The sequence below is a fragment of the Streptomyces manipurensis genome, from assembly GCF_049570255.1.
In the GTDB taxonomy this organism is placed as follows: domain Bacteria; phylum Actinomycetota; class Actinomycetes; order Streptomycetales; family Streptomycetaceae; genus Streptomyces; species Streptomyces manipurensis.
This window is the reverse complement of the sequence record NZ_CP186950.1, coordinates 6,037,881-6,063,240: the sequence shown is the minus strand read 5'-3', so window position 1 is coordinate 6,063,240 and position 25,360 is coordinate 6,037,881. Positions and strand designations below refer to the sequence as shown.

Annotated in this window: 20 protein-coding genes and 1 pseudogene; 11 read left to right on the top strand and 10 right to left on the bottom strand. The window is 72.5% G+C overall.

Going from position 1 to position 25,360, the window contains the following annotated elements:
• Nucleotide 1 precedes the first annotated feature (1 nt).
• The 8 genes from ACPU2J_RS27710 to ACPU2J_RS27675 all read left to right on the top strand — a co-directional run bounded on the left by ACPU2J_RS27710 (nucleotide 2) and on the right by ACPU2J_RS27675 (nucleotide 8,887).
• On the top strand, nucleotides 2-2,083 hold the full coding sequence (locus ACPU2J_RS27710; protein WP_420079105.1) for a protein meaA: 2,082 nt from the start codon (nucleotides 2-4) through the stop codon (nucleotides 2,081-2,083).
• The gene (locus ACPU2J_RS27705) at nucleotides 2,080-3,072 is read left to right on the top strand and encodes an HpcH/HpaI aldolase/citrate lyase family protein (RefSeq protein ID WP_364848464.1); all 993 of its coding nucleotides are present in this window, start codon (nucleotides 2,080-2,082) and stop codon (nucleotides 3,070-3,072) included. Before ACPU2J_RS27710 ends, ACPU2J_RS27705 begins: the two co-directional genes overlap by 4 nt.
• Nucleotides 3,073-3,077: 5 nt before the next feature.
• Nucleotides 3,078-3,590 (top strand): MaoC family dehydratase, encoded by a 513-nt coding sequence (locus ACPU2J_RS27700; RefSeq protein ID WP_361598721.1) that lies wholly within the window; start codon nucleotides 3,078-3,080, stop codon nucleotides 3,588-3,590.
• Nucleotides 3,591-3,592: 2 nt separating this feature from the next.
• Entirely contained in the window at nucleotides 3,593-4,798 is a 1,206-nt protein-coding gene (locus ACPU2J_RS27695; RefSeq protein WP_030027413.1) for an acyl-CoA dehydrogenase family protein, read from the top strand.
• Nucleotides 4,799-4,984: 186 nt separating this feature from the next.
• Nucleotides 4,985-5,641, top strand: a complete 657-nt coding sequence (locus tag ACPU2J_RS27690) for a phosphatidylserine decarboxylase (protein WP_361598725.1) — start codon at nucleotides 4,985-4,987, stop codon at nucleotides 5,639-5,641.
• Nucleotides 5,628-6,488, top strand: coding sequence for a CDP-diacylglycerol--serine O-phosphatidyltransferase (gene pssA, locus ACPU2J_RS27685; RefSeq protein WP_361598728.1), 861 nt, complete (start codon nucleotides 5,628-5,630; stop codon nucleotides 6,486-6,488). Before ACPU2J_RS27690 ends, pssA begins: the two co-directional genes overlap by 14 nt.
• A gap of 389 nt (nucleotides 6,489-6,877) precedes the next feature.
• Nucleotides 6,878-8,362 carry an AlkA N-terminal domain-containing protein gene (locus tag ACPU2J_RS27680; RefSeq protein ID WP_423834242.1) on the top strand — a complete coding sequence of 495 codons (1,485 nt, stop codon included), beginning with the start codon at nucleotides 6,878-6,880 and terminating at the stop codon, nucleotides 8,360-8,362.
• 12 nt (nucleotides 8,363-8,374) lie between these two features.
• The gene (locus ACPU2J_RS27675) at nucleotides 8,375-8,887 is read left to right on the top strand and encodes a methylated-DNA--[protein]-cysteine S-methyltransferase (RefSeq protein ID WP_420079107.1); all 513 of its coding nucleotides are present in this window, start codon (nucleotides 8,375-8,377) and stop codon (nucleotides 8,885-8,887) included.
• Here the strand turns inward: ACPU2J_RS27675 and ACPU2J_RS27670 are convergent.
• The 3 genes from ACPU2J_RS27670 to ACPU2J_RS27660 are packed head-to-tail and all read right to left on the bottom strand — an operon-like array spanning nucleotide 8,880 to nucleotide 11,574.
• Nucleotides 8,880-9,308, bottom strand: coding sequence for a hypothetical protein (locus tag ACPU2J_RS27670; protein ID WP_423834241.1), 429 nt, complete (start codon nucleotides 9,306-9,308; stop codon nucleotides 8,880-8,882). The two genes, ACPU2J_RS27675 and ACPU2J_RS27670, sit on opposite strands and share 8 nt — an antisense overlap.
• Nucleotides 9,309-9,343: 35 nt before the next feature.
• Complete coding sequence (locus ACPU2J_RS27665) at nucleotides 9,344-9,844, bottom strand: NUDIX domain-containing protein (protein WP_423834240.1); 501 nt, start codon at nucleotides 9,842-9,844, stop codon at nucleotides 9,344-9,346.
• A gap of 41 nt (nucleotides 9,845-9,885) precedes the next feature.
• Nucleotides 9,886-11,574: a BCCT family transporter gene (locus ACPU2J_RS27660; protein WP_423834239.1), complete on the bottom strand. Its 1,689-nt coding sequence runs from the start codon at nucleotides 11,572-11,574 to the stop codon at nucleotides 9,886-9,888.
• A 143-nt stretch (nucleotides 11,575-11,717) separates the two neighbouring features.
• Here ACPU2J_RS27660 and ACPU2J_RS27655 point away from each other — a divergent pair, with 143 nt between their 5' ends.
• The gene (locus tag ACPU2J_RS27655) at nucleotides 11,718-12,866 is read left to right on the top strand and encodes a glycerate kinase (protein WP_423834238.1); all 1,149 of its coding nucleotides are present in this window, start codon (nucleotides 11,718-11,720) and stop codon (nucleotides 12,864-12,866) included.
• A 143-nt stretch (nucleotides 12,867-13,009) separates the two neighbouring features.
• The gene (locus ACPU2J_RS27650; RefSeq protein WP_423834237.1) at nucleotides 13,010-15,838 is read left to right on the top strand and encodes a SpoIIE family protein phosphatase; all 2,829 of its coding nucleotides are present in this window, start codon (nucleotides 13,010-13,012) and stop codon (nucleotides 15,836-15,838) included.
• 54 nt (nucleotides 15,839-15,892) lie between these two features.
• Here ACPU2J_RS27650 and ACPU2J_RS27645 read toward each other — a convergent pair whose 3' ends face one another.
• From ACPU2J_RS27645 to ACPU2J_RS27635, 3 genes are all read right to left on the bottom strand, one after another.
• Entirely contained in the window at nucleotides 15,893-17,965 is a 2,073-nt protein-coding gene (locus tag ACPU2J_RS27645) for a SpoIIE family protein phosphatase (protein ID WP_423834236.1), read from the bottom strand.
• Nucleotides 17,966-18,260: 295 nt separating this feature from the next.
• Nucleotides 18,261-19,499 carry an aromatic amino acid transaminase gene (locus ACPU2J_RS27640; RefSeq protein ID WP_423834235.1) on the bottom strand — a complete coding sequence of 413 codons (1,239 nt, stop codon included), beginning with the start codon at nucleotides 19,497-19,499 and terminating at the stop codon, nucleotides 18,261-18,263.
• Complete coding sequence (locus ACPU2J_RS27635) at nucleotides 19,492-20,475, bottom strand: EamA family transporter (protein WP_423834234.1); 984 nt, start codon at nucleotides 20,473-20,475, stop codon at nucleotides 19,492-19,494. Before ACPU2J_RS27635 ends, ACPU2J_RS27640 begins: the two co-directional genes overlap by 8 nt.
• A 134-nt stretch (nucleotides 20,476-20,609) precedes the next feature.
• Between ACPU2J_RS27635 and ACPU2J_RS27630 the strand changes: the two genes are divergently transcribed.
• Nucleotides 20,610-21,092 (top strand): Lrp/AsnC family transcriptional regulator, encoded by a 483-nt coding sequence (locus tag ACPU2J_RS27630; RefSeq protein WP_361598755.1) that lies wholly within the window; start codon nucleotides 20,610-20,612, stop codon nucleotides 21,090-21,092.
• 61 nt (nucleotides 21,093-21,153) lie between these two features.
• Here ACPU2J_RS27630 and ACPU2J_RS27625 read toward each other — a convergent pair.
• The 4 genes and pseudogenes from ACPU2J_RS27625 to ACPU2J_RS27610 form a co-directional block, all read right to left on the bottom strand.
• Nucleotides 21,154-21,651 (bottom strand): annotated as a pseudogene (locus ACPU2J_RS27625) (O-acetyl-ADP-ribose deacetylase); the annotation flags it as partial.
• A 154-nt stretch (nucleotides 21,652-21,805) separates the two neighbouring features.
• A complete protein-coding gene (locus ACPU2J_RS27620; RefSeq protein ID WP_423834233.1) occupies nucleotides 21,806-23,224 on the bottom strand; it encodes a phytoene desaturase family protein in 1,419 nt (472 codons plus the stop codon).
• A gap of 100 nt (nucleotides 23,225-23,324) precedes the next feature.
• Nucleotides 23,325-24,149 (bottom strand): inositol monophosphatase family protein, encoded by an 825-nt coding sequence (locus ACPU2J_RS27615; RefSeq protein WP_420079117.1) that lies wholly within the window; start codon nucleotides 24,147-24,149, stop codon nucleotides 23,325-23,327.
• Nucleotides 24,150-24,332: 183 nt separating this feature from the next.
• On the bottom strand, nucleotides 24,333-25,334 hold the full coding sequence (locus ACPU2J_RS27610) for a TIGR03842 family LLM class F420-dependent oxidoreductase (RefSeq protein WP_361606278.1): 1,002 nt from the start codon (nucleotides 25,332-25,334) through the stop codon (nucleotides 24,333-24,335).
• Nucleotides 25,335-25,360 lie beyond the last annotated feature (26 nt).

The following is a 25,360-nucleotide window of genomic DNA, read 5'->3' as shown; positions in this document are numbered from 1 at the left end:
GATGACAGAGCGCCAGAAGGACCGTCCGTGGCTCATGCGGACGTACGCCGGCCACTCCACGGCCGAGGCGTCCAACGAGCTGTACCGCCGCAACCTCGCCAAGGGCCAGACCGGCCTGTCGGTCGCGTTCGACCTGCCGACGCAGACCGGCTACGACCCCGACCACATCCTCGCCCGCGGCGAGGTCGGCCGGGTCGGGGTCCCGGTCTCCCACCTGGGCGACATGCGGAGGCTGTTCCAGGACATACCCCTGGAGCAGATGAACACCTCGATGACGATCAACGCCACCGCCATGTGGCTGCTGGCGCTCTACCAGGTGGCCGCCGAGGAGCAGGGCGCGGACATCGCCCAGCTCCAGGGCACCACCCAGAACGACATCGTCAAGGAGTACCTCTCGCGCGGGACGCACGTGTTCCCGCCGGGGCCGTCCCTGCGGCTGACGACCGACATGATCGCGTACACGGTCAACCACATCCCCAAGTGGAACCCGATCAACATCTGCTCGTACCACCTCCAGGAGGCCGGGGCCACCCCTGTCCAGGAGATCTCGTACGCGATGTCCACCGCGATCGCCGTCCTCGACTCGGTGCGCGACTCGGGGCAGGTGCCCGAGGAGCGCTTCGGCGAGGTGGTCGCCCGCATCTCCTTCTTCGTGAACGCGGGCGTCCGCTTCATCGAGGAGATGTGCAAGATGCGCGCCTTCGGCCGCATCTGGGACCAGGTCACCAAGGAGCGCTACGGCATCGAGAACCCGAAGCAGCGCCGCTTCCGTTACGGCGTCCAGGTCAACTCCCTGGGACTCACCGAGGCGCAGCCCGAGAACAACGTGCAGCGCATCGTCCTGGAGATGCTCGCGGTCACCCTCTCCAAGGACGCCCGCGCCCGCGCGGTGCAGCTGCCCGCCTGGAACGAGGCGCTGGGCCTGCCCCGGCCCTGGGACCAGCAGTGGTCGCTGCGCATCCAGCAGGTCCTCGCCCACGAGAGCGACCTGCTGGAGTACGACGACATCTTCGCCGGATCCCACGTCATCGAGGCCAAAGTCGACTCCCTGGTCGCCGACTGCCTGGCCGAGATCGACCGGATCCAGGAGATGGGCGGCGCCATGGCGGCCGTCGAGTCCGGCTACCTGAAGGGCGAGCTGGTCTCCTCGCACGCCGAACGGCGGGCGCGGATCGAGGCCGGCGAGGACAAGATCGTCGGCGTCAACTGCTTCGAGCAGACCGAGGAGAACCCGCTCACGGCAGACCTGGACGGCGCGATCATGACGGTCGACCCGGCGACGGAGGCGTTCACCGTGGAGCGCATCGGCCGCTGGCGCGCCGAGCGCCAGGAGTCCTCGGACCGCCAGGGGAACGGCGACCCGTTCGTCTTCCCCACCACCCAGCAGGCGCTGGAGCGCCTGAAGGAGGCCGCGGCCGGCACCGAGAACCTGATGGAGGCCACCCTGGAGTGCGCCCGGGCCGGTGTCACCACAGGCGAGTGGGCGGGCGCCCTGCGCGAGGTCTTCGGCGAGTTCCGCGCCCCGACGGGCGTCTCCTCGGCCCCCGTCGCCGTCACCGCCGAGCCCGGCACCCCGATGCACGAGGTCCGCGAGAAGGTGGCCCGCACCGCCGACGAGCTCGGCTCGGGCCGGCTGCGCCTGCTGGTCGGCAAGCCCGGCCTGGACGGGCACTCCAACGGGGCCGAGCAGATCGCCGTCCGCGCCCGCGACGCCGGCTTCGAGGTGGTCTACCAGGGCATCAGGCTGACGCCGGAGGAGATCTCCTCGGCGGCGCTGGCCGAGGACGTGCACTGCGTGGGCCTGTCCATCCTGTCCGGATCGCACAGCGCTCTCGTCCCGGACGTCCTGGAGCGGCTGCGCGGGGCGGGGGCGGGTGACATCCCCGTCATCGTCGGGGGCATCATTCCGAACGCCGACGCCGTCGCGCTCAGGGCCGCGGGTGTCGCCGCGGTCTTCACCCCGAAGGACTTCGGCATCACGGAGATCATCGGCCGTATCGTCGACGAGATCCGCAAGGCCAACAAGCTCGCCCCCCTCGACACAGACAACGCACTCGTTGCAAGCACGGAGGTCCCCGCATGACCACGCCAGTCCACCCGGTGAACCGTCTTCGCCCGCGTCGCTCCTGCCTCGCGGTGCCCGGCTCGAACCCGCGGTTCCTGGAGAAGGCCCAGGGGCTGCCGGCCGACCAGGTCTTCCTGGACCTGGAGGACGCCTGCGCCCCGCTCGCCAAGGAAGGCGCCCGCCACACCATCGTGGACGCGCTGAACAACGGCGACTGGACCGGCAAGACCCGCGTCGTGCGCGTCAACGACTGGACCACCCACTGGACCTACCGCGACGTCGTCACGGTCGTCGAGGGCGCGGGCCAGAACCTCGACTGCATCATGCTGCCGAAGGTCCAGGACGCCCAGCAGGTCGTCGCACTCGACCTCCTGCTGACCCAGATCGAGAAGACCATGGGCTTCGAGGTCGGCAAGATCGGCATCGAGGCGCAGATCGAGAACGCCAAGGGCCTGGTGAACGTCGACGAGATCGCCGCCGCCTCCCCGCGGCTGGAGACCATCATCTTCGGCCCGGCCGACTTCATGGCCTCCATCAACATGAAGTCCCTGGTCGTGGGCATGCAGCCGCCCGGCTACCCGGCGGACGCCTACCACTACATCCTGATGCGGATCCTGATGGCGGCCCGCATGCACAACCTCCAGGCCATCGACGGCCCCTTCCTCCAGATCCGCGACGTGGACGCCTACCGCGAGGTGGCCGGCCGGGCGGCGGCGCTGGGCTTCGACGGCAAGTGGGTGCTGCACCCCGGCCAGGTCGACGCGGCGAACGAGGTCTTCTCCCCCTCCCAGGAGGACTACGACCACGCCGAGCTGATCCTCGACGCGTACGACTGGTGCACCTCCGAGGCCGGCGGCAAGAAGGGCTCCGCGATGCTCGGCGACGAGATGATCGACGAGGCCAGCCGCAAGATGGCCCTGGTCATCGCGGGCAAGGGCCGCGCCGCCGGCATGCAGCGCACCACCAAGTTCGAACACCCCTCGACCGAGAAGACGGCGGAGGCCTGATCCCGATGCAGTTCGGACGCACGTACGAGGAGTTCGAGGTCGGGGCGGTCTACAAGCACTGGCCCGGGAAGACGGTCACGGAGTACGACGACCACCTCTTCTGTCTCCTGACCATGAACCACCACCCGCTCCACATGGACGCGAACTACGCCGAGAACACCACCGATTTCGGCAAGAACGTGGTCGTGGGCAACTACATCTACTCGCTGCTGCTCGGCATGTCCGTGCCGGACGTCTCCGGGAAGGCCATCGCCAACCTGGAGATCGAGTCCCTGCGGCACGTGGCGCCGACCTTCCACGGCGACACGATCTACGGCGAGACCACGGTCCTCGGCAAGACCCCGTCGAAGTCGAAGAACGACCGCGGCATCGTCCACGTCGAGACCAAGGGCTACAAGCAGGACGGCACCCTCGTCTGCGTCTTCCGGCGCAAGGTGATGGTCCCGACCGAGACCTACATCAAGGAGCGCGGCGGCGAGCAGCCCGGCCGCCCCCAGCCGAAGACCCAGGAGAAGTAGCCATGGCCCGACTCGCCCAGACCGCCGGGCTGACCGACGTCCAGCGGGAGATCCTCAAGACCGTCCGCGAGTTCGTCGACAAGGAGATCATCCCGGTCGCCACCGAGCTGGAGCACCGCGACGAGTACCCGCAGCAGATCGTCGACGGTCTCAAGGAGCTCGGGCTCTTCGGGCTGATGATCCCCGAGGAGTACGGCGGTCTGGGTGAGTCGCTGCTCACCTACGCCCTCTGCGTCGAGGAGATCGCGCGGGGCTGGATGTCCGTCTCGGGCATCATCAACACGCACTTCATCGTGGCGTACATGCTCAAGCAGCACGGCACGCAGGAGCAGAAGGACCACTTCCTCCCGCGCATGGCGCTGGGCGAGGTCCGCGGCGCCTTCTCGATGTCGGAGCCGGCCCTCGGCTCGGACGTGTCGGCCATCTCGTCCAAGGCGGTGAAGGACGGCGACGAGTACGTCCTGAACGGCCAGAAGATGTGGCTGACGAACGGCGGCAGCTCCACCCTGGTGGCCGTCCTGGTCCGAAGTGACGAAGGACACCCCGAGGGCACGGCCCCCCACAAGTCGATGACGACCTTCCTCGTCGAGAAGGAGCCCGGCTTCGGTGAGGTGCGCCCCGGCCTGACCATCCCCGGCAAGATCGACAAGATGGGCTACAAGGGCGTCGACACGACCGAGCTCATCATGGACGGACTGCGCATTCCGGCCAATCGCGTCCTCGGCGGCCAGACGGGCCGAGGGTTTTACCAAATGATGGACGGGGTCGAGGTGGGCCGGGTGAACGTGGCCGCCCGTGGCTGCGGCGTCGCTCAGCGTGCTTTCGAACTGGGTGTCTCGTATGCCCAGCAACGTCACACTTTCGGCAAGGCGATCGCCGAACACCAGGCCATCCAGTTCAAGCTGGCCGAGATGGCTACCAAGGTCGAAGCCGCTCATGCGATGATGGTCAATGCAGCACGCAAAAAGGACTCCGGGGAACGAAACGACCTCGAAGCAGGGATGGCGAAGTACCTCGCCTCGGAATACTGCAAGGAGGTGGTGGAGGACGCCTTCCGCATCCACGGTGGATACGGATTCTCGAAGGAGTACGAGATCGAGCGCCTCTACCGAGAGGCTCCGATGTTGCTGATCGGTGAAGGTACCGCCGAAATCCAGAAAATGATCATCGGGCGACGCCTGCTCGAGGAGTACCGACTCCAGGGCTGAAAGTCCCTTTTGTGGCGGATCTTCCACGGGTCCGCCACGAAAGGATCACTGCCAGTCACTGGCCGACGGTCATCGACTCGGCTTCTGGCTTGCCCAGTTGTTGCGCGCAACCGATAGCATTCCAGTAAAGCCGCCGTCCCGTCCCCCTGTTTGCGGCGCGGCAATCACCCGCTACGAAGGTCATCCATGCCCCACAGCCAAACCTCTGCATCTCGCGACAGCCGACTCGGCGTACGTCTCGCTCGCGGAGCATCGCCGTGGCTTCTGCCGACCGTCGCCACCGCGGCGCTCAGCCTCACCCGGGCCCGCAAGTCCGGACGCTGGGCCGCTGTGGCCGTGCCCGCCACCGCGCTCGCCGCGGGCATGCTGTGGTTCTTCCGCGACCCCGAGCGTGAGATCGCCCAGGGCCGTGTCATCTCGCCCGCCGACGGTGTGGTGCAGAGCATCATGCCGTGGAAGGACGGACGAACCCGGGTCGCGATCTTCATGAGCCCGCTGAACGTCCACGTCAACCGCGCGCCCCTCGCGGGCACGGTGACGTCCGTGGAGCACGTCCCCGGCGGATTCGTCCCGGCGTTCAACAAGGAGAGCGAGAACAACGAACGCGTTGTCTGGCACTTCGACACCGAGCTCGGCGACATCGAGATGGTGCAGATCGCCGGCGCCGTCGCCCGCCGTATCGTGCCGTACCTCCCGGCCGGCACCAAGGTGGAGCAGGGCGAACGCATCGGTCTGATCCGCTTCGGCTCCCGCGTCGACATCTACCTCCCCGAGGGCGTCGAGGTCGCGGTCGAGGTCGGTCAGACCACCACCGCGGGGGTGACACGAATTGACCGTGACTGACCCTGAGACTCCGGCCACCGGCTGGGTGCCCGAGCCTGCCGAGGAGGAGTCCGCCGAGGACGACATGCCGCTCTCGCTGCGGCTGTCGATAGCGGACACCCTCACCCTCGGTAACGCCACGTGCGGATTCATGGCGGTGTACTTCACCACCACCGGGATCCTCATCCCGCACCTCACCGGCAGCGGTGAGACGGGCATGGCCCGCAACAGCGCCGCGACGGCAGTGATACTGATGCTGCTCGCCGCGGTCTTCGACCTCTTCGACGGCATCGTGGCCCGCAAGCTGCGCAGCTCGCCGATGGGTGCCGAGCTGGACAACCTGTCCGACCTGATCAGCTTCGGCCTGGCCCCGGCCTACTTCGTCCTCGTCTACGGCATGGTCGCCGTCGACGCGGACCAGAAGATGTCGGCCCTGGCCGCGATCGTGGTGCTGCTGGCCGTGGTGCTCAGACTCGCCAGATTCAGCTGCGTGACGATGAAGGACGGCATGTTCCAGGGCATGCCGAGCCCCTTCGGCGCCCTGACGGTCGTCTCGATCGTGCTGCTGGAGCTCCCGTTCATCCCGACGCTGCTGGCGATCATCGGGGTGGCCTGGCTGATGGTGAGCCGGGTGGAGTACCCGAAGCCGCGGGGCGTCCTGGCGGTGGCGATGCTGTGCTGGATCGTCAGCGCGATGGGCCTGCTGGCGGCCTGGGCGTTCGACGCGCCCGGCGGTCAGCTGCTGCTCCAGACCGGCTGCGCCCTGCAGATCGCGATGGCCGCGACGATTCCGCTGTTCGCGACGACGCGGAGGGCGAACACCTTCCGCCACAACCGCCGCGAAGCCCGAGCGACGTCGCTGCGCTAGCTCGGCAGGTTCGAGGAGGCCCCGGATGCCCTCGGCATCCGGGGCCTCCTGCGTGTCCGGGGGCGGGGGGGGTGGGGGTCGGGCCGCGACACCCCACGGGCAGCCTCACAGGGCCTGGGAGGGCCGCCGGCGGGCGCCTGAGGGCGGGGGACGGGGTAGGTGGTGGGGCGGGGGCCGTCCGGGGTGTAGAACGTGATGTGTTGGCCCTGACCGCCGGGGGCGTTCTCGATCCGGCCGAGGGGCCGTGAATCATGCCTACCCCGGACGGCCCCCGCCCCGCCGCCGGCCACGGCCCCGTCCGGCCCACGGAGTGCCCGGCCCGGACGGCGTTAGCCTTGATGTCGGAAAACCGCCAGCCCACTGGGGATCCCGCCCCGGATCCTGGAGCCATGCACACCGACACCGAGCGCTGCGTAAGGGCCGTGCAGTCGAAGGATGCCCGCTTCGACGGCTGGTTCTTCACCGCCGTCCTGACCACCCGGATCTACTGCCGCCCCAGCTGCCCCGCCGTGCCGCCGAAGATCGAGAACATGACCTTCCTCCCGAGCGCCGCCGCCTGCCAGCAGGCCGGGTTCCGGGCCTGCAAGCGGTGCCGCCCCGACACCAGCCCCGGCTCCCCGGAGTGGAACGCCCGCGCCGACGCCGTCGCCCGGGCGATGCGGCTCATCCAGGACGGCGTCGTCGACCGCGAGGGGGTCCCGGGCCTGGCCGCGCGGCTGGGCTACTCCACGCGCCAGGTGGAACGCCAGCTGAGCGCCGAGCTCGGCGCCGGCCCCCTCGCCCTCGCCCGGGCGCAGCGCGCCCAGACGGCCCGGCTGCTCATCGAGACCTCCGAGCTCCCGATGGGGGACGTGGCCTTCGCCGCCGGTTTCTCCTCCATCCGGACCTTCAACGACACCGTCCGCGAGGTCTTCGCCCTCTCCCCGAGCGAGCTGCGGGAGCGGTCCGTGAAGGCGGGGCGGACGAAGGACGCGGCGCCGCGGATCCCGGGGACGATCAGCCTGCGGCTGCCGTTCCGGGCCCCCCTGAACCCCGACAACCTGTTCGGGCACCTGGCCGCGACCGCCGTCCCCGGGGTCGAGGAGTGGCGCGACGGCGCCTACCGCCGCACGCTGCGCCTCCCCCACGGGACCGGCGTCGTGGCGCTGACCCCGCGGCCCGACCACATCGGCTGCCGTCTGGCCCTGACCGACCTGCGCGACCTCACGATCGCGATCAGCCGCTGCCGCTGGATGCTCGACCTCGACGCCGACCCGGAGGCGGTCGACGGGCAGCTGCGCTCGGACCCGCTGCTGGCTCCGCTGGTGGCAAAGGCGCCGGGGCGCCGGGTGCCCCGTACGGTCGACGCGGCGGAGTTCGCCGTGCGGGCGGTGCTGGGCCAGCAGGTGTCCACGGCGGCGGCGCGCACCCACGCGGCCCGGCTGGTGACCGCGTACGGGGAGCGGGTGGAGGACCCGCTGGGCGGGCTGACCCACCTCTTCCCGTCGCCGCAGGCGCTCGCGGGGCTGGATCCGGAGTCGCTGGCCCTGCCGCGCAGCCGGCGGGCCACCCTGACCACCCTGGTGTCGGCGCTCGCGGGCGGCTCGCTGCCGCTCGGGATCGACAGCGACTGGGAGGAGGCGCGGGCCCGGCTGGCGGCGCTTCCGGGGTTCGGCCCCTGGACCACGGAGGTGATCGCGATGCGGGCGCTCGGTGATCCGGACGCCTTCCTGCCGTCGGACCTGGGGGTGCGGCGGGCTGCGCAGGGCCTGGGGCTGCCGTCCACCCCCGCGGCGCTGACGGCCCGGGCGGCCGGCTGGCGGCCGTGGCGCGCGTACGCCGTGCAGTACCTCTGGGCCACGGACGCCCACCCCGTCAACCACCTGCCGGTCTGAGGAGCAGCAGTCATGAACAAGCAGCACACCGTCGTCGACAGCCCGTACGGTCCGCTCACCCTGGTCGCCGTGGACGGTGTCCTGGGCGGGCTCTACATGACGGGGCAACGGCACCGGCCGGCCGAGGAGGCCTTCGGCGAGCGGGTGGGGCCCGGTGAGGAGCCGTTCCCGGAGGTGGTGCGCCAGCTGACGGCGTACTTCGCCGGGGAGCTGACCGAGTTCGACCTTCCGCTGCGGCTGGAGGGCACCGCGTTCCAGCGCAGCGTGTGGGAGCAGCTCGTGCGGATCCCGTACGGCGAGACCTGGTCGTACGGGGAGCTAGCGGCGCGGCTGGGGAAGCCGAACGCCTCGCGGGCGGTGGGTCTGGCGAACGGGAAGAACCCGGTCGGCATCATCGTCCCGTGCCACCGGGTGATCGGCGCGTCGGGTTCGATGACGGGGTACGGCGGCGGGGTCGAGCGCAAGGTGCGGCTGCTGGCCTTCGAGGCCGGGGAGCGGACGCTGCCCGCCCCCGGCGTCAGATGACGAGCAGGGGGACGAGCAGGGCGAAGGCCGCGCCGGCCTCGACGGCGTAGCCGTAGAGCGAGGGGTGCTGGACGGGGGCGGCGAGCAGGACGACGCTCTCCCGGGCGGCCGCGGCGGCCACCCAGTCCCCGTCGGCACCGAGGTTGCCCTCGTACCAGCCCTCGCAGGCGCCGGGGCCGGTGACGGCGAGGAAGTCGTCCTCGCGGCGGTAGAGGGCGCGCCATTCGGTGGCGGGCACGGACCAGCCGTCGAAGTCGTTGAAGAGGGCCCAGCCGCCGTCGCGTATCGCCGTGTCGAAGAGCCATACGGGCGTGCCGTCGGGGGTGACCTGGCCGCCGGCCTGCTCGTCGGTGGTGAAGTGGACCATGGGCAGGGCGTCGGGCCCGTCGGCGGTGCTGGGCCAGGCGTACATCGTGATCATCTGCTGATTCTGTCCTGCTCGCGGTAAGGCCCGTGTCACGGGGAGTCGGGGCGCCGGCCGTTCTCCAGTTCCACGGTGCCCTCGCCCGACTGCACGACGCGGTAGGCCTCTTCGGCGCGGCGTCCGAGCGATCCGGGCAGGTAGGCGGTGAGTTCGGCGGGGTCGACCAGGCGCCAGGAGAGCAGTTCCTCCTCCTGGAGCCGGATGGAGGCGAGTTGCGCCTCGTCGAGGACGCCTCCGTCGTAGAGGTAGGCGACCAGGGGCGGGCGGCCGGGGCCGAGGGTCCAGTCCACGGCGAGCAGCCGGCCCAGCGGGAGGTCGAGGCCGATCTCCTCGGCGCTCTCGCGGCGGGCGGCGGTGCGGGGGGATTCGCCCTCGTCCGATTCGATGGTGCCGCCCGGCAGGGCCCAGCCCTCGCGGTAGTTGGGTTCGACGAGCAGGACCCGGCCCGCGGCGTCCCGGTAGAGGGCTGCGGCTCCGGCGAGTACCCGGGGCAGGCTCGCGATGTACGTGGCGAAGTCATGCGTGGTGGTCACCGGGCCACCCTACCGAGGGGCCGGAGGGTCCTCCCGCCCGGTCATGCGTCCCCGTGCGGGCCCGGGCCGTCGCCCCGGGAGCCTGCGGCGCGGCGCAGCCGGTGGTGGCGCGTCTGCCCCTGCTCGGTGAGGGCGTCGCCGACCATGGCGCGGACGGCGTCCCGCATGCCGTGGAGGGGGTGGTGGCGGGCGGGGCCGGCGCCGGGGTCCTCGCGCAGTTCCTTCAGCAGGGCCCAGCACAGGAGCAGCATCACGACGACGAAGGGCAGGGCCACCAGGATGGTGGCGGTCTGGAGGGACTTGAGGCCTCCGGCGACGAGCAGGACGGCGGCGACGGCGGCCATCAGGACGCCCCAGGTGACGACCAGCCAGGTGGGCGGGTGGAGGGATCCGCGGCTGGTGAGGGAGCCCATCACCAGGGAGGCGGAGTCCGCGCTGGTGACGAAGTAGGTCATGACGAGGATCATGGCGATCCACGAGGTGAGCGTGCCGAGGGGCAGTGCGTCGAGCATGGCGAACAGGGAGGCCTCGGTGCCGTCCTTCATGGTGGCGGCGAAGGCGACGGCGCCGGTGGAGTCGAGGCGGATCGCGGTGCCGCCCATCACGCAGAACCAGATGACGGTCGCGCCGCTGGGGACGAGCAGCACGCCGATGAGGAATTCACGGATGGTGCGGCCGCGCGAGATGCGGGCGATGAAGGTGCCGACGAAGGGGGCCCAGGAGAGCCACCACGCCCAGTAGAAGATCGTCCAGGCGCCGAGCCAGGCGCTGTCGGTGAAGGCTCCGGTGCGGGTGGCCATGGGGAGCAGCTCGTGGAGGTAGCCGCCGATGCCGGCGGGGATCACGTCGAGGATGTAGACGGTGGGCCCGAGGAGGAAGACGAAGAGCGCGAGGACGGCGGCGAGCACGAGGTTGCTGGTGCTGAGCCATTTCACGCCCTTGTGGAGGCCGGAGAAGGCGGAGAGCACGAACGCGGCAGAGAGCGAGCCGATGATGATCAGTTCGACGGTGGTGGAGTCGTCGATGCCGGTGGTGATGCTGAGGCCCTTGGACACCTGGAGGGCGCCGAGGCCGAGGCTGGTGGCGGTGCCGAAGACGGTCGCGAAGACGGCGAGGAGGTCGATGGCCCGGCCGGGGGCTCCGTCGGCGCGCCGGGCGCCGATGAGGGGGACGAAGGCGGAGCTGAGGCGGTTGCCGCGGCCCTTGCGGAAGGTGGCGTAGGCGAGGGCGAGGCCGGCGATGCCGTAGATGGCCCAGGGGGTGAGGGTCCAGTGGAAGAAGGAGTACTCCATGGCCGCGAGGGCGGCGGCGCCGGTGCGGGGGGCCGCTCCGGAGGCCGGGGGCGGGGCGAGGTAGTGGGTGAGGGGCTCCCCCACTCCGTAGAACATCAGGCCGATGCCCATGCCGGCGCTGAACATCATCGCGATCCACGCGAGGTTGGTGAACTCGGGTTCGGAGTCGTCGGCGCCCAGCCGGATCCGGCCGAAGCGGCTGATGGCGAGGACGACGCAGAGGACGAGGAAGACGTCGGCGGCGATCACGAAGAGCCAGGCGAAGTTGTCGAGGACCCAGCGGAGCGCGGTGGCGGACGCGGTGTCGAAGGACTCCTTGCCGAGGGCCGCCCAGGCGACGGCGGCCAGGACGGCGAGGACGCCCACGGTGACGACGGTGTGGTCGGGGCCGTCGTCGGCGGGGTCCGTGGGGGGCCTGTCCGGTGATTCCGCACTCATGCGGCCACACTATGCAGGCGTATATCCGTATTTAGCCGCATGGCGCGCCGGATGTGGCCCAGGCCACTCATGGGCATAGGAGGATCCTCCGGATAAGCTCATGGAGGCGCGACTGCACTGTTCGATAGCAAGGGAATAGCAAGGTGACGGACGGAGCAGTAACTGAGGCCGCGCGCGTGCTCATCGCCGCGGACAAATTCAAGGGCTCGCTCACGGCCGTTCAGGTCGCGGAGCGGGTGACGGCCGGGCTCCGCCGGGCCGTCCCGGGCGTGGAGATCGAGACCCTCCCCGTGGCGGACGGCGGCGACGGCACGGTCGCGGCCGCCGTGGCGGCCGGTTTCGAACGTCGTGAGGTACGGGTGACCGGGCCCCTGGGCGAGCAGGTCACGGCGGCCTTCGCGCTGCGCGGGGGCACCGCGGTGGTGGAGATGGCGGAGGCCTCGGGCCTGCAGCTGCTGCCCGCGGGCACCTTCGCCGCGCTGACGGCGACCACCTACGGATCCGGCGAGGTGCTCAAGGCCGCGCTGGACGCGGGCGCGCGCTCGATCGTCTTCGGCGTGGGCGGCAGCGCGACCACGGACGGCGGCGCCGGCATGCTGGCCGCGCTGGGTGCCGTCTTCCTGGACGCGGACGGCGAACCGGTCGGTCCGGGCGGCGGCGCGCTGGCCGACCTGGCCTCGGCCGACCTGTCGGGCGTCGACCCGCGCTTCGCCGAGGTCGACTTCGTCCTGGCGAGCGACGTGGACAACCCGCTGACCGGCCCGAAGGGCTGCGCGGCCGTCTACGGCCCGCAGAAGGGCGCCTCGCCCGAGGAGGTGGCGACCCTCGACGCGGCGCTGGCGCACTACGCGCAGGTGCTGGAGAAGGCCATCGGTCCGAAGGCCACCGAGCTCGCCTCCTCCCCGGGCGCGGGCGGCGCGGGCGGCATCGGCTACGGCGCACTGCTGCTCGGCGCGAGCTTCCGTCCCGGCATCGAGCTGATGCTGGAGGTGCTGGGCTTCGCCCCGGCGCTGGAGCGGGCCACGCTGGTGATCACGGGCGAGGGCTCCCTCGACGAGCAGACCCTGCACGGCAAGGCCCCGGCGGGCGTCGCGGCGGCCGCGCGCGCCGCGGGCAAGCCGGTCGTGGCGGTGTGCGGCCGGCTGCTGCTGGACACGGCGGCCCTCCAGGCGGCGGGTATCCGCAAGGCGTACCCGCTGACGGACCTGGAGCCCGACCCGGCCAAGTCGATCCCGAACGCCGGCCCGCTGCTGGAGCAGGTCGCGGAGAACATCGCCGCAGAGGTCCTCTGACCCCGCCGGCCCCGGCAGGCCCGGACCCCGAGGAGCACTCCCGGGGTCCGGGCCTGCGGCCTTCCCCGGCCGTTCGCGTACGGGCGGGCGGTGCGGGCGGGGTGACCGAGCCCAAACCGGCGGGACAGTGTTAGAAAGGGCTCATGACCGGACGTTTTGGTCGCCAGCCGACCGGGTGGGATCCCCGCCTGTCCGCGCGCGTGTCCCGGCGGGCGCGCAGTGTCGCCGGTCAGGTCTTCGCCCTCATGGCGGTCATCGTCGTCCTGCTGATCACCGCGGCCACGCTCGCCCTGGTCTTCCAGGCACGCCACGACAGCCAGCGGGACGCCCGCAACCGGTCGCTGGCGGCGGCCGAGGCCTTCGCGCACGCCCCCGGCATCGTGGCGGCCCTGCGCTCGCCGGACCCGACGGCCGTCCTCCAGCCGCTGGCCGAGTCCGCCCGCCGGGCCTCGGGGGTCGACTTCATCGCCGTGATGGACGTGCGGGGCATCCGGTACACGGACTCGCGGCCCGAGCTGATCGGCCAGCGGGCCACCGATGTCGCCCGCGCGGTGGCCGGGCAGTCCTTCACCGAGGTCTTCACCGGCGAGCCGAGCGACGCCGTGCGGGCCGTGGTGCCGGTACGGGACGCGGACGGCCGTGTCGTCGGCCTGGTCGGCACCGGCATAGAGGTGCAGAAGGTCTCCCAGGCCCTGGAGGGGCAGCTCCCCCTGCTGCTGGGCGCGGCGGCCGGCGGGCTGCTGCTGGGCACCGCCGGCGCCGGACTGGTCAGCCGACGGCTGCAGCGGCAGACCCGTGGGCTGGGCGCCGCCGAGATGAACCGGATGAACGAGCACCACGAGGCGGTGCTGCACGCGGTGCGCGAGGGCGTGCTCATCATCGGCAACGACCAGCGGCTGATCCTCGCCAACGACGAGGCCCGCAGGCTCCTCGACCTGCCGGCCGACGCGGAGGAGCGCACCGTCTCCGAGCTGGGGCTCGATCCCCGCACCACCGAACTGCTGGCCTCGGGCCGGGTGGTGACGGACCACGTGCACCTGGCGGGCGACCGGCTCCTGGCGGTCAACGTACGGCCGACGAAGCCGTACGCGGGGCGCCCCGCCGGGAACGTGGTGACCCTGCGCGACTCCACGGAGCTCGCCTCGGTGTCGGGCCGGGCCGAGGTGGCGCGCAGCCGGCTCCAGTTGCTGTACGACGCGGGGGTGCGGATCGGGACGACCCTGGACGTGGAGCGGACGGCGGAGGAGCTGTCGGAGGTGGCGGTGCCCCGCTTCGCGGACTTCGTCACGGTGGAGCTGCTGGAGCCGGTGCTGCGCGGTGACGAGCCCGCGCACGTGGCCGGCGCCTACACGGAGATGCGGCGGGCGGCGATGAGCGGCATCCGTACGGACTCCCCGCTCCAGCCGGTCGGTGACGTGATCCGGTTCGTGGTGCCGACGGCCCCGATGGCGGCGGCGCTGGACGCCGGGCACGCGGTGCTGGCGGCCGATCTGAACGCGGCGATGGGGTGGCGGGCCCAGGACGCGCAGGGTACGAGGGTGGCGCTCGACTACGGGCTGCACTCGCTGATCTCCGTCCCCCTCCAGGCCCGCGGCGTGGTGCTGGGGATGGCCAACTTCTGGCGGGCGGACACCCCGGAGCCCTTCGACGACGAGGACCTGTCCTTCGCGGAGGAGCTGGGCGCGCGGGCGGCCGTCTCCATCGACAACGCGCGCCGTTTCACCCGAGAGCACGCGATGGCCGTGACCCTCCAGCGCAGTCTGCTGCCGCGGGCGCTGCCGGAGCAGAGCGCGGTGGACGTGGCCTACCGCTACCTGCCCGCGAAGGCGGGGGTGGGCGGTGACTGGTTCGACGTGATCCAGCTGCCGGGTGCACGGGTGGCGCTGGTCGTGGGGGACGTCGTCGGGCACGGTGTGCACGCCGCCGCGACGATGGGCCGGCTGCGGACCGCGGTGCACAACTTCTCGACCCTTGACCTGCCCCCGGACGAGCTGCTCGGGCACCTGGACGAGCTGATCCACCGGATCGACCAGAACGAGACCGGCGGCGGGCGCGGCGCGGACGGTTCCGGGGCGGGGAGCGACGGCGGGGACGGCGGGCCGGACGAGGAGGGCGCCGACGCCGGGGGCGAGTCCACCGGCATCACCGGGGCCACCTGCCTGTACGTGGTGTACGACCCGACGTCGGGGCAGTGCAGGATGGCCAGTGCCGGGCATCCCGGGCCCGCGCTGATCCGCCCCGACGGGCCGGTGGAGTTCCCCGAGCTGCCGGCCGGGCTGCCGCTCGGTGTGGGCGGCATGCCGTTCGAGGCCACCGAGTTCCAGCTGCCCGAGGGGAGCCGGCTGGTGCTCTTCACCGACGGGCTGGTGGAGGACCGCGACCGGGACTTCGACACCGGCCTGCGGCTGCTGGGCGACGCGCTCTCGCGGCCCGGCCGCAGCACCGACCAGGCCTGTTCCGACATCCTCGTCACGATGCTGTTCCCGGTGCCGAGCGACGACATCGTCCTGATGGTGGCCGACACCCGCCGGCTGGAGGCCGGGCGGATCGCCGAGTGGGAGGTGCCGGGCGATCCGTCGGCCGTGTCCCGGGTGCGCAACGCGGCCTCGGCGCAGCTCGTCGCGTGGGGTCTGGAGAACGTGGCCTTCCCCACGGAGCTGATCCTGAGCGAGCTGGTCACGAACGCCATCCGGTACGGGAGCGCGCCCGTCCGGGTGCGCCTGCTGCGCGACCGCAGTCTGATCTGCGAGGTCTCGGACGGCAGCAGCACCTCTCCGCACCTGCGGTACGCGGCCACCACCGACGAGGGCGGCCGCGGCCTGTTCCTCGTCGCGCAGTACGCCGAGCGGTGGGGCACCCGCTACACCGACCGGGGCAAGGTGATCTGGGCCGAGCTGCCCCTGGCCGGGGGCGCCGAGCCCGCCGCGCCCGTCCCGCTGGACCTGGACGCGCTGGAGGACCTGGCCTGGTGACCGGCGCCCGGCGGCTCCTCGCGGGCGGATGCGGGCCGCTGCGGCCGTCCGGTGTCAGAGCGGCAGGGCGCGGGCCAGGAGCACGGCCACGTCGTCCTGCTGGGCGCACGGGAGCAGTCGGCGCAGGATCCGGTCGCACAGCTCCTCCAGGGGCTGTGCGGGGCCGCGCAGGGCCTCGGCGAGCTGTTCCATGCCCTGGTCGAGGTCGCGTTCGCGGGCCTCGATGAGGCCGTCGGTGTAGAGGGCGAGCAGGCTTCCCGCGGGCAGTGCGATCTCCTCGGTGCTGAAGTCCCGGCCTCCGGCGCCCAGCGGGGTCCCCGGGGGGCCGTCGAGGAAGGTGACGTTCCCGTCGGTGCCGACCACGGCGGGCGGCGGGTGGCCGGCGCGGGCGATGACGCAGCGGCCGGACCCCGGGTCGTGCACGGCGTACACGCAGGTGGCCATCTCGTCCTCGCCGAGGTCGGCGACCACCGCGTCGAGGGAGCGGAGCAGCTCGGCGGGGGGTACGCCGTGCCGGGCGAGGCTGCGGACGGCGGTGCGCAGCTGGCCCATGACGGCCGCGGCGTGGATGCCGTGGCCCATCACGTCGCCGATGACGAGGCCGGTGCGGCCGTCGGGCAGCGGGATGGCGTCGAACCAGTCGCCGCCGACGTCGTGGTCGCTGGCGGGCAGGTAGCGGCCGGTGAGCCGGAGGCCGGGGACCTCGGGGAGCACGTTGTTGGTCAGGCTGCGCTGGAGGGTGAGGGCCGCCCGGCGCTGGAGGGTGTACATGCGGGCGTTGTCGATGTTGAGGGCGGCGCGGGCGACGAGTTCGTCGACGAGGACGCAGTCCTGTTCGTCGAAGGGGTCACGGTCACGGGTCCGGGTGACGCTGACCGCGCCGAGCACGGTGCCGCGGGCGACGAGGGGGACCAGGCGCGCGGAGCCGAGGGTGGCCAGGTAGGCGCGCAGGGCCTCGGCGCGCGAGGAGGTGATCAGTGCCGGGATGTCGGAGACGTAGAGGTTCATGGGCCGGCCGTCGGTGATGACCTCCTCGTAGACGGTCCCGGCGGGGATCTGGAAGGTCTGGCCGGTGGCGAGCTGCGCGGTGGGGGCGGAGGGGTCGGGGAACTGGGCCGCCAGCCGGCGCAGCAGGCCGCGGGTGGAGGCGGCGGGGGCGCCGCCCTCGTCGGGTCCGAGGACGGATTCCAGCAGCTGCACGTCGGCGGAGTCGCAGAGCTGCGGGACGAGCAGTTCCACGATCTCCTGGGCGGTGCGGTGCAGGTCGAGGGTGGTCCCGATGCGGGTGCCGGCCTCGGCAAGCAGGGCGAAGCGGTGGCGGGCCCGTTCGGCCTCGGCCTGGGCCCGCTGGCCGTCGGTGATGTCGATGAGGGAGGCGATCAGGCCGAGCCGGCGGCCGGAGCCGTCCAGGAGCGGGGCGTAGGAGCAGGACCAGGTGCGGTCGTTCTCGGGGTCGGCGGGGGTCCGGCCGGTGCGGCGGACGTCGACGACGGCGGTGCCGCGGTCGAGGACCTGCTGCATCGTGGCTTCGAGGGCGGTGGCGTTGACGCCGGGCACGACCTCGGTGAGCCGCTTTCCGAGGTGTTCGGCGGGCGAGACGCCGTTCATACGGGCCAGCGCGTCGTTGACGCGGAGGAAGCGCAGGTCGGGGCCGAGGGTGGCGAGGCCTATGGGCGACTGGGTGAAGAGGCTCTGGAGGGCGGCGAGGGAGTCGCGCATGTGGAGGACCTCGGAGGTCTCCACGGCGATGAGCATGGCGCCCATCCGGCCCTGCGGGTCGACTGCGGGGACGATCCACATCTCCATGGCGACGAGGTGGCCGTCGCGGTGGCGCACCGGCAGGGTGCCCACGACGGTTTCGCCCGCCTGGACGCGCCGGGCGAGCTGGCCGGCGAGTTCGCGGTTCGCCTCGGGGACGAGGACGGACGCGCCGGGGCGGCCGATGATGTCCTCGGGACGGTGTCCGAGGAGGTCCCGGGCCGCGAGGGACCACTCCACGATGCGGCCGTCGGCGTCCTCCCGCCACAGCGCGATCGGGAGGAGCTCGCGGAGCACGCCGGCGTAGCCGACGGCCGCCGCAGGCGGGTCCGGCACCTCGCTCGTCGACTGGTAAGTGTCCAACCGCACCGACCTCACCCCGGGGGGCCTGATTCCTACCGATTCACCCTATCCGAGGCGTGGGTTCGGGGCTCCGGAACATTTCTCCCGGGTGGTGGACGAAAAGCCTTGACTCGGGGCGAATGCGGAGGAGACTCGGAAGTACACCGGATCACCGGAAAGAGCCGCACCTCCCTCTGGAGACGTCCAGGGGCCCGCGTGACTTTGTCCAGGCTCTGGCCAGGCCCCCGGCAGTGACCGTCGGTCCACGGGAGCCATCGGCGACGGCGGATGGCTCATGGACGCGAAGGACTGCCGGGGACTGTCATGCCCGCGCGCGGTCCGGCAGCGCGGCGGGTTCGCGCATGCGGGGGACCTCGGGCCGGTCCAGCACCGCGGCGATGCCCTGGGCCAGGCAGGGGATGCGGTGGGCGGGGATGCCCGCGATGTTGATGCGCCCCGAGGTCGTTCCGTAGATGGCGTACTGCCTGCGCAGCCGGAGCATCTGCTGCGAGGTCAGCGGCAGCATCGAGAACATGCCCTTCTGCCGGGCCAGCGAGGCCGCCTGTTCGGTGCAGCCGAGGGCGCCGAGGTGCGCCGTCAGGTCGGCCCGGTTGGACATGATGCGTTCCCGCATGACGTCCAGCTCCGCGCTCCACGAGGCCCGCAGCCCCTCGTCCTGGAGGATCGTGGTCACGACGGCGGCGCCGTGCTCGGGGGGCATCGAGTACAGCGTCCGGGCGGCGTTCTGCAGGGCCGTCTCCGCGTGCCGCACCGCCTGCGCGGTGGAGCCGACGACGATCGCGCAGCCGACGCGGTCGCTGTAGAGGCCGAAGTTCTTGGAGCAGCTGACGGCGATCAGCATCTCGGGGACGCGCGCGGCCAGCATCCGGGTGGGCAGCAGGTCGGCCTCCAGGCCGTCGCCGAGGCCGTGGTAGGCCAGGTCGACGAAGGGCACCCAGCCGCCGCGGGCCGCCGCCTCGGCCAGCGCCTCCCAGTCGTCCAACAGGGGGTCGACGCCCGTGGGGTTGTGGCAGCAGCCCTGGAGCAGGACGACGTCGTCGCGGCCCGCCTCGCGCAGCTCCCGCAGCACGCCCTCGGTGTCGAAGCCGCCCGCCGCGTCCCGCCAGCCGTACGTACGGACCCGCAGGCCCGCGGCCTCGAAGATGGGGCGGTGGTTGACGTAGGCGGGGTCGCTGATCCACACCGTGGCGCCGGGGCGGGTGCGGTGGACCAGGTCGGCCAGGAGGCGCAGGGCGCCGGACCCGGCGACGGTCTGTACGGCGGCGGCCCGTTCGGCGGGACCGTCCTGGCCGAGGACCAGGGCGAGCAGGGAGCGGTTGAAGGCGGCGTTCCCGGAGAGCCCGCGGTACTCCTTGGACTCCGAGCGCCGCGCGAGGCGCAGCTCGGCCTCCCGTACGGCCGCCATGACGGGCGTGGTCCCGGTCTGGTCGCGGTAGACGCCGAGGACGAGGTTCAGGCGCTCGGGCCGCTCGTCACTGCCGAACTCGTAGGTCAGGTCCCACAGCGGGTCGGTGGGCGGCGGGGGCAGGAGCTCAAGCATGTGCGGGAACCTCGGGTCGGGGGCGGGGCCGGCGGTTGGCGAGGACCACGCCGGCGGTGATGAGGGGGACGCCGACGAGCACGGCGACGGTCGGCGACTCGCCGAGGAGGGGGACGGCCAGCAGCACGACGGCCACCGGGCTGAGGCTGCCGACGACGGAGCTGCGCTCGGCGCCGAGGCGGCGGATGGCGTAGGCGTACAGCAGGCCCGCGCACAGCCCGACGCCGAGTCCCTGGACCACGAGGAAGAGCAGGATGTCGCTGCCCGCGGCGTGGGCCATGCCGCTCGGGAGGACGCCGGTCAGGACCAGGAGCCCGACCGCCGCGAACGAGGGCAGGCACAGCAGCCCGATCGAGCCGACGGGGTCGAGCTCGACCTCGCGCAGGCCCACGGTGTAGAGGGCCCACAGACCGCTGGCGACCAGGAGCGTGCCGGAGCCGGCCAGGACGCCGGTGTCCACGGGGACGACGTAGCGCCAGACGAGGGCGACGACGCCGGCCGCGATCAGGGCGAGCCCGGCGGCCTGGGTGCCGCGGGGCAGCCCGTGCCCCCGGCGGACCATGATCAGGGAGACGAAGAGCGGGACCATCCCCGGGACGATGGAGCCGACGAAGGCGGCGGAGGTCAGGGATCCCCCGTGCATGGCGGCCAGGAAGAAGGGCACCCCCGCACCGCAGACGATCTTCGCGGCGGGTCCGGGGCGCACCGCGGCGATGGCCCGGCGGCGCCGCCACAGGGCGGGGAGGAGGACGACGAGGGGGAGGCCGAAGCGCAGCAGGGCGGCGTCGGCGGGCAGCAGCGAGGAGGCGCTGAGGGCGCGGGCGCTGAGCGCGAAGGCCGCCCAGATCGAGACCGTCACCAGCAGTGCCAGCATGCCCTTGGTCTGCGGGGTGAGCCCGCGCCGGCCGGGATGTCCGGCCTGCGGGCCCGCCGCTGCGGGAGGCGGGGTCGCCCGGGTGGTGTGCGTCGCGACCAAGGAAGTGCTCCAGCCTCCGATGGCGGACCGGTCCGGTCCGCTCGGGGGCAACGCTAGGGCCTGGTCCGGGGCAGCCGATTGCCAGTTCTGCCGCTCGGACATACGTTTGGGGCAGGATCTGCCAAGGAGGGGCCGTGGACGCAGTCGATCTGCAGATCATCAGGGAATTGCAGGCCGACGGACGGCTCTCCAACCAGGAGCTCGCGGACCGGGTCCGGCTCTCCCCCTCCCCCTGCCTGCGCCGGGTCCGGCGGCTGGAGGAGGCGGGACTGATCCGCGGCTACACGGCGATGGTGGACCAGGTGGCCTTCGGGCTGCCCGTGACGGTCTTCGTCCGGATCCGCCTGGAGCGGCACACGGCGGAGGCGGTGCGCCTCTTCGAGGAGCACGTGGCGGTCATCGAGCACATCCAGGACTGCTACCTGATGGCGGGCAGCAGCGACTACCTGCTGCGTGTGGTCATCGAGGACCTGGCGGCCTACGAGGCCCTGGTGCGCCACCGGATCCACGCCATTCCCGGGATCGCCTCGATCGAGTCGAGCTTCGCGTACGGCAGCGTCAAGCAGACCCGGACGTATCCGCGTCCCGCTCCGGGGCCTTCCCGCCGTCCCCGGTGACCTCCGGGCCGCCGTCCCCGGTGGCCTCGCGGCCGGCCTCCCCGGCCTCGGCCTCCGCCGCGGCCCGGAAGGCCTCGTGCGCGGCGGCGTCGAAGAGCACGAACCGCACCTCCTCGACGCGGGTGCGGGCCGCCCGCACGGTCCGCACGGCGATCCGCGCCCCTTCGTCCATGGGCCAGCCGTAGATGCCGGTGGAGATGGCGGGGAAGGCGACGCTGCGGGCACCCAGTTCGTCGGCGACGCGCAGCGACTCGCGGTAGCAGGAGGCGAGCAACTCCGAGCGGTCCTCCTCGCGCGACCAGACGGGCCCCACGGTGTGGATGACGTGCCCGGCGGCGAGCCGGCCGGCGGTGGTGGCGACGGCCCGGCCGGTCGGGAGCCCCTTGCCGTAGTGCGAGCGCCGCAGGTCCTCGCAGGCCGCGAGGATCTCCGGACCGCCTCGCCGGTGGATGGCCCCGTCGACCCCGCCGCCGCCGAGCAGCGAGGAGTTGGCCGCGTTGACGATCGCGTCGGCCTCCTGGGCGGTGATGTCACCACGGACCAGGGTGATGCGGACCATCGGACGTCCTCTCGCGGGGCTGCTGGGGGGCAGGACGCGCGCGGCGGGCGCCCGGCGTCCTCTCCCCCGACCCTAGCCACGCCCGGCCGTCCCGGCACGCGCATTCCGCCGGGCGCAGGCGCTTGCCGTCCGGGGTGACGGCGGGCCGGGCGGGTCAGCGGGTCTTGCGCAGGTGGCGCCAGACGGCCTTGGCGGCGTTGTGGCCCGACATGCCGTGGACCCCGGGGCCGGGCGGGGTCGCCGAGGAGCAGAGGAAGACCGCCGGGTGCGGGGTCGTGTACGGGGAGTGGGTGAGCTTGGGGCGCAGCAGGAGCTGCAGTCCGGAGGCGGCCCCGCAGGCGATGTCCCCGCCGACGTAGTTGGGGTTGCGGGCGGCGAGCACGGGCGGTCCGGCGGTGGCCCGCGCCAGGACGAGATCGCGGAAGCCCGGTGCGAAACGCTCCAGTTGGCGCTCGATCGCGTCGGTGAGGTCCCCCTCCCAGCCCCCGGGGACGTGGCCGTACGCCCAGAAGACGTGCTTGCCCTCGGGCGCCCGGCCGGGGTCGACCAGGCTGGGCTGCGCGGTGATGAGGAAGGGGGTACGGGGCGCCCGGCCGCCCGAGGCGAGCTGGAGGGCGGCGTCGATGTCGCGGGCGCGGGGGCCGATCTGGACGGTGCCGGCGCGGCGCGGTTCCTCGGCGGTCCACGGGACCGGTCCGTCCAGCGCGTAGTCGATCTTGAATGCGGCGGAGCCGTACCGGTAGCCGTTGTAGAACCGGCCCAGGCGGGCGATCCGGGCCAGCGCGGTCGGCGAGGTGTCGAAGACGTAGGCGCGGGCGGGCGGCAGGTCGTCGAGCCGCTTGACCTCGAAGTCCGTGTGGATCTCGCCGCCGAGGTCGCGCAGGTACGCGGCGAGGGCGTCGGAGACCGACTGCGAACCGCCGCGCGGCAGCGGCCAGCCGTGCGCGTGCGCGGCGAGGGCGAAGACAAGGCCGACGGCGCTCGTCGCGATCCCGTCGAGCGGGGCGATGACGTGGGCGACGAGGCCCGCCATCAGCGCGCGTGCCGGTTCGTCGCGGAAGCGGCGCAGGAGCCAGGTCGAGGGCGGCAGTCCGGCCAGCCCGAAGCGGGCGAGGGTGGCCGGGTCCCGGGGCAGCGCCGTGTTCGGCAGGGACATGAAGTCCCGTACCAGGGTGTCCCATCGGCCGAGGAACGGCTCGACCAGGCGCCGGTAGGTGCCGGCGTCGCGCGGCCCGAACGACGCCGCCGTCTCCGCGACGGAACGCGAGAGCACGGCGGCGGTGCCGTCGTCGAAGGGGTGTGCCATGGGCAGCGGGGCGTGCAGCCACTCCAGGCCGTACCGCTTCAGCGGCATCGTGGCGAAGACCGGTGAGCCGATGCCCAGCGGGTGCACGGCCGAGCAGGGGTCGTGGCGGAATCCGGGGAGGGTGAGCTCCTCGGTCCGGGCGCCGCCGCCGACGGTGCCGGCGGCTTCGAAGACGGCCACCGAGAAGCCGCGCCGGGCCAGTTCGACGGCGGCCGTGAGCCCGTTGGGTCCCGCCCCCACCACGACCACATCGAGAATCAACGGCACTTGCGACTCCTTCGTCCCGCGGGCGTCTGCGCCCCCAGGATATTCCGCGGCGGGCGGCGGGCCCGCACGCCGGGGGCCGGCACGGGACCGCCGCGTACGCCTAGACCCCCCGCAGCAACTCCCTGATGCGTACGGCGGTGGCCTCGTCGCGGCCGACGGCGAACGGCAGCGCGTTGTCACGGTCCACCCGGAAGGGGACACCGTCGACCGTGCTCTGCGCGCCGCCCGCCTCGGCGACCAGCAGCAGGCCGGCCGCGTGGTCCCACGCGGAGGGCCAGGTGAAGGCCAGGCCGTCGACCTCACCCCGGGCCACCTTCAGGTACTCCAGACCCGCCGACCCGCAGGGACGCGGCGCGACACCGGGCACCTCCAGCCGGGCCAGGACCCGCTTGTGCTCGTCGGTGGTGTACAGCGGGTGGGCGGTGGCGACCCGCAGGTCGGCCCCGGCGTCCGGGGAACCGCTCAGGATCCGCTCGCCGTTGAGGTACGCACCCTGTCCGCGCACGGCGGTCGCCAGCTCCTCCAGCGCCGGGGCGTAGGTCCAGGAGGCGAGGATCTCACCGCGCACGGCCAGCGCCACGAGCGTGCAGAAGGCGGGGTCCCCGCCGACGAACTGGCGGGTGCCGTCGACCGGGTCGACGATCCACACCGGGGCGTCGCCGCGCAGGGCGTCGTAGACGGTGGGGTCGGCGTGCACGGCCTCCTCCCCCACCACGGCGGAGCCGGGCAGCAGCCGCCGGAGCGAGGCCGTGAGGTGTTCCTCGGCCTTGCGGTCGGCGACGGTCACCAGGTCGTGGGGGCCGTTCTTCTCGTCGACCTCGTGTTCGGCGAGCTGCCTGAATCTCGGCATGATCTCGACCGCCGCCGCCTTGCGGACGGCCTCTTCCACATCGGACAGGCCCTGGGCCAGGAACTCATCGATCATGTCTCCAGCAAAGCACGCCGGACGGACAAACCCCACTGCCGGTCCCGGGCGGACCGGCGGCCGGGGGACGTCCGCGGGATGTCCGCCGGGTGAACCGCGCCGGGTTCCGGCCCGCCCGGCGCACCGGGAACCGGAACGGCGGGCCTGGGCCGGGCCGGGACGCACCGGCGTGCGGGAACGGAGTCAGCCGGCCAGGGCCGGGATGACGTGTTGGCCGTAGGCGTCGATGGTGGCCTCCCGTGCGTCGTGCATGTCGTACACGGCGAACTGGTCGACGCCCAGGTCCCGCAGGGCGCGGAGTTTCTCGATGTGGGCCTCGACCGGGCCCAGCAGGCAGAAGCGGTCGACGATCTCGTCCGGGACGAAGTCGGCCGAGGGGTTCCCGGCGCGTCCGTGGTGGCTGTAGTCGTAGCCCTGGCGGGCCTTGACGTACTCGGTGAGCTCGTCGGGGACCATCGAGGAGTGCTCGCCGTAGCGGCTGACCAGGTCGGCGACGTGGTTGCCGACCATGCCGCCGAACCAGCGGCACTGGTCGCGCGCGTGCGCCAGGTCGTCGCCGACGTACGCGGGGGCGGCCACGCAGATGGTGATCGAGGCGGGGTCCCGGCCGGCCGCGGCGGCCGCGTCGCGGACCGCCTTGACCATCCACTCGGTGAGGTAGGGGTCGGCGAGCTGGAGGATGAAGCCGTCGGCCTTCTGCCCGGTCAGGGCCAGGGCCTTCGGCCCGTACGCGGCCATCCAGACGGGCAGCCGGCCGTCCTTGACCCAGGGCAGGCGGATCGCGTTGCCGTCGACCTCGGCCTCGCGGCCCTCCGCGAGGTCGCGGATGACCTCGATGGCCTCGCCCAGGCGGGCCAGGGTGTTGGGCGCCCGGCCGGCCACCCGCATCGCGGAGTCCCCGCGGCCGATCCCGCAGACGGTGCGGTTGCCGTACATGTCGTTGAGGGTGGCGAAGGTGGAGGCGGTGACCTCCCAGGTCCGGGTGCCCGGGTTGGTCACCATCGGGCCGACGTGCATCTTCTGCGTGTTGGCGAGGATCTGGCTGTAGATGACGAACGGCTCCTGCCACAGCACGGCGGAGTCGAAGGTCCAGCCGTACCGGAAGCCGTTGCGCTCGGCGCGCTTCATGAGGCTGATGACCTGGGAGGCGGGCGGGTCGGTCTGCAGGACGAGGCCGAAGTCCATGGTCGGGCTGCTCCTTGCTGGGGAGT

Bases quoted from the DNA above. Each gene is read 5' to 3' on its own strand.
- ACPU2J_RS27700 (WP_361598721.1), top strand. From the start codon at position 3,078: ATGCAGTTCGGACGCACGTACGAGGAGTTCGAGGTCGGGGCGGTCTAC.
- ACPU2J_RS27675 (WP_420079107.1), top strand. From the start codon at position 8,375: ATGAACAAGCAGCACACCGTCGTCGACAGCCCGTACGGTCCGCTCACC.
- ACPU2J_RS27695 (WP_030027413.1), top strand. From the start codon at position 3,593: ATGGCCCGACTCGCCCAGACCGCCGGGCTGACCGACGTCCAGCGGGAG.
- ACPU2J_RS27710 (WP_420079105.1), top strand. From the start codon at position 2: ATGACAGAGCGCCAGAAGGACCGTCCGTGGCTCATGCGGACGTACGCC.
- ACPU2J_RS27680 (WP_423834242.1), top strand. From the start codon at position 6,878: ATGCACACCGACACCGAGCGCTGCGTAAGGGCCGTGCAGTCGAAGGAT.
- ACPU2J_RS27640 (WP_423834235.1), bottom strand. From the start codon at position 19,499: ATGCTTGAGCTCCTGCCCCCGCCGCCCACCGACCCGCTGTGGGACCTG.
- ACPU2J_RS27660 (WP_423834239.1), bottom strand. From the start codon at position 11,574: ATGAGTGCGGAATCACCGGACAGGCCCCCCACGGACCCCGCCGACGAC.
- ACPU2J_RS27705 (WP_364848464.1), top strand. From the start codon at position 2,080: ATGACCACGCCAGTCCACCCGGTGAACCGTCTTCGCCCGCGTCGCTCC.
- ACPU2J_RS27690 (WP_361598725.1), top strand. From the start codon at position 4,985: ATGCCCCACAGCCAAACCTCTGCATCTCGCGACAGCCGACTCGGCGTA.
- ACPU2J_RS27670 (WP_423834241.1), bottom strand. From the start codon at position 9,308: ATGATCACGATGTACGCCTGGCCCAGCACCGCCGACGGGCCCGACGCC.
- ACPU2J_RS27610 (WP_361606278.1), bottom strand. From the start codon at position 25,334: ATGGACTTCGGCCTCGTCCTGCAGACCGACCCGCCCGCCTCCCAGGTC.
- ACPU2J_RS27615 (WP_420079117.1), bottom strand. From the start codon at position 24,149: ATGATCGATGAGTTCCTGGCCCAGGGCCTGTCCGATGTGGAAGAGGCC.
- ACPU2J_RS27650 (WP_423834237.1), top strand. From the start codon at position 13,010: ATGACCGGACGTTTTGGTCGCCAGCCGACCGGGTGGGATCCCCGCCTG.